Annotated in this window: 2 rRNA genes; both read left to right on the forward strand. The window is 54.9% G+C overall.

What is annotated here, in order from left to right:
- Positions 1 to 2,742, forward strand: a 23S ribosomal RNA gene (locus RAC60_RS21880); the annotation flags it as partial.
- Between the two features lie 102 nt (positions 2,743 to 2,844).
- Positions 2,845 to 2,960, forward strand: a 5S ribosomal RNA gene (gene rrf / locus RAC60_RS21885).
- Positions 2,961 to 2,962 lie beyond the last annotated feature (2 nt).

A 2,962-nucleotide genomic window follows, 5' to 3' on the forward strand; every position in this document is an offset into this window, starting at 1 on the left:
CATAGCGGCATGAGGCGAACCGGGGGAACTGAAACATCTAAGTACCCCGAGGAAAAGAAATCAACCGAGATTCCCCCAGTAGCGGCGAGCGAACGGGGAGGAGCCCAGAACCTGCATCAGCTTGTGCATCAGTGGAAGCGTCTGGAAAGTCGCAGGGTACAGGGTGATACTCCCGTACACAAAGGTGCACAGGCTGTGAGTTCGATGAGTAAGGCGGGACACGTGGTATCCTGTCTGAATATGGGGGGACCATCCTCCAAGGCTAAATACTCCTGACTGACCGATAGTGAACCAGTACCGTGAGGGAAAGGCGAAAAGAACCCCGGCGAGGGGAGTGAAACAGAACCTGAAACCGTGTACGTACAAGCAGTGGGAGCACCTTCGTGGTGTGACTGCGTACCTTTTGTATAATGGGTCAGCGACTTATATTCTGTAGCAAGGTTAACCGTATAGGGGAGCCGCAGGGAAACCGAGTCTTAACTGGGCGTTAAGTTGCAGGGTATAGACCCGAAACCCGGTGATCTAGCCATGGGCAGGTTGAAGGTTGGGTAACACTAACTGGAGGACCGAACCGACTAATGTTGAAAAATTAGCGGATGACCTGTGGCTGGGGGTGAAAGGCCAATCAAACCGGGAGATAGCTGGTTCTCCCCGAAAGCTATTTAGGTAGCGCCTCGTGAACTCATCTCCGGGGGTAGAGCACTGTTTCGGCTAGGGGGCCATCCCGGCTTACCAACCCGATGCAAACTGCGAATACCGGAGAATGTTATCACGGGAGACACACGGCGGGTGCTAACGTCCGTCGTGAAGAGGGAAACAACCCAGACCGCCAGCTAAGGTCCCAAAGTCATGGTTAAGTGGGAAACGATGTGGGAAGGCACAGACAGCCAGGATGTTGGCTTAGAAGCAGCCATCATTTAAAGAAAGCGTAATAGCTCACTGGTCGAGTCGGCCTGCGCGGAAGATGTAACGGGGCTAAACCATGCACCGAAGCTGCGGCAGCGACACTATGTGTTGTTGGGTAGGGGAGCGTTCTGTAAGCCGTTGAAGGTGTGCTGTGAGGCATGCTGGAGGTATCAGAAGTGCGAATGCTGACATAAGTAACGATAAACAAGGTGAAAAACCTTGTCGCCGGAAGACCAAGGGTTCCTGTTCAACGTTAATCGGAGCAGGGTGAGTCGACCCCTAAGGCGAGGCCGAAAGGCGTAGTCGATGGGAAACAGGTTAATATTCCTGTACTTGGTGTTACTGCGAAGGGGGGACGGAGAAGGCTATATCGGCCGGGCGACGGTTGTCCCGGTTTAAGCGTGTAGGTGTGTGCGCCAGGCAAATCCGGTGCACTTTACACTGAGGCGTGACGACGAGGCACTACGGTGCTGAAGTGATAAATGCCCTGCTTCCAGGAAAAGCCTCTAAGCATCAGGTAACACGAAATCGTACCCCAAACCGACACAGGTGGTCAGGTAGAGAATACCCAGGCGCTTGAGAGAACTCGGGTGAAGGAACTAGGCAAAATGGTGCCGTAACTTCGGGAGAAGGCACGCTGGCGCGTAGGTGAAGGGACTTGCTCCCGGAGCCGAGGCCAGTCGAAGATACCAGCTGGCTGCAACTGTTTATTAAAAACACAGCACTGTGCAAACACGAAAGTGGACGTATACGGTGTGACGCCTGCCCGGTGCCGGAAGGTTAATTGATGGGGTTATCCGTAAGGAGAAGCTCTTGATCGAAGCCCCGGTAAACGGCGGCCGTAACTATAACGGTCCTAAGGTAGCGAAATTCCTTGTCGGGTAAGTTCCGACCTGCACGAATGGCGTAATGATGGCCAGGCTGTCTCCACCCGAGACTCAGTGAAATTGAAATCGCTGTGAAGATGCAGTGTACCCGCGGCAAGACGGAAAGACCCCGTGAACCTTTACTACAGCTTGACACTGAACACTGAGCCTTGATGTGTAGGATAGGTGGGAGGCTTTGAAGCGTGGACGCCAGTCTGCGTGGAGCCGTCCTTGAAATACCACCCTTTAATGTTTGGTGTTCTAACGTGGGCCCGTGATCCGGGCTGCGGACAGTGTCTGGTGGGTAGTTTGACTGGGGCGGTCTCCTCCCAAAGCGTAACGGAGGAGCACGAAGGTTGGCTAATCCTGGTCGGACATCAGGAGGTTAGTGCAATGGCATAAGCCAGCTTGACTGCGAGAGTGACGGCTCGAGCAGGTGCGAAAGCAGGTCATAGTGATCCGGTGGTTCTGAATGGAAGGGCCATCGCTCAACGGATAAAAGGTACTCCGGGGATAACAGGCTGATACCGCCCAAGAGTTCATATCGACGGCGGTGTTTGGCACCTCGATGTCGGCTCATCACATCCTGGGGCTGAAGTAGGTCCCAAGGGTACGGCTGTTCGCCGTTTAAAGTGGTACGCGAGCTGGGTTTAGAACGTCGTGAGACAGTTCGGTCCCTATCTGCCGTGGGCGCTGGAGAATTGAGGGGGGTTGCTCCTAGTACGAGAGGACCGGAGTGAACGCACCGCTGGTGTCCGGGTTGTCACGCCAGTGGCACTGCCCGGTAGCTAAGTGCGGAAAAGATAAGTGCTGAAAGCATCTAAGCACGAAACTTGCCCCGAGATGAGTTCTCCCTGAGGCTCCGAGCCTCCTGAAGGGACGTTGAAGACGACGACGTTGATAGGCCGGGTGTGTAAGCGCAGCGATGCGTTGAGCTTACCGGTACTAATGACCCGTGAGGCTTAACCTTACAACGCCAGAGGCGTTTTGGTTGAGAGACAGAAGAATTTTCAGCCTTGTTTACCGGATAACGCCGTGCGGCCCGAGAGGGCGGTGCGGCAGACAGAATCTGCCTGGCGGCTGTAGCGCGGTGGTCCCACCTGACCCCATGCCGAACTCAGAAGTGAAACGCCGTAGCGCCGATGGTAGTGTGGGGTCTCCCCATGCGAGAGTAGGGAACTGCCAGGCAT

This window comes from Pantoea sp. BR_17 (genome assembly GCF_041955125.1).
GTDB classification, from domain to species: Bacteria; Pseudomonadota; Gammaproteobacteria; order Enterobacterales; family Enterobacteriaceae; genus Pantoea; species Pantoea stewartii.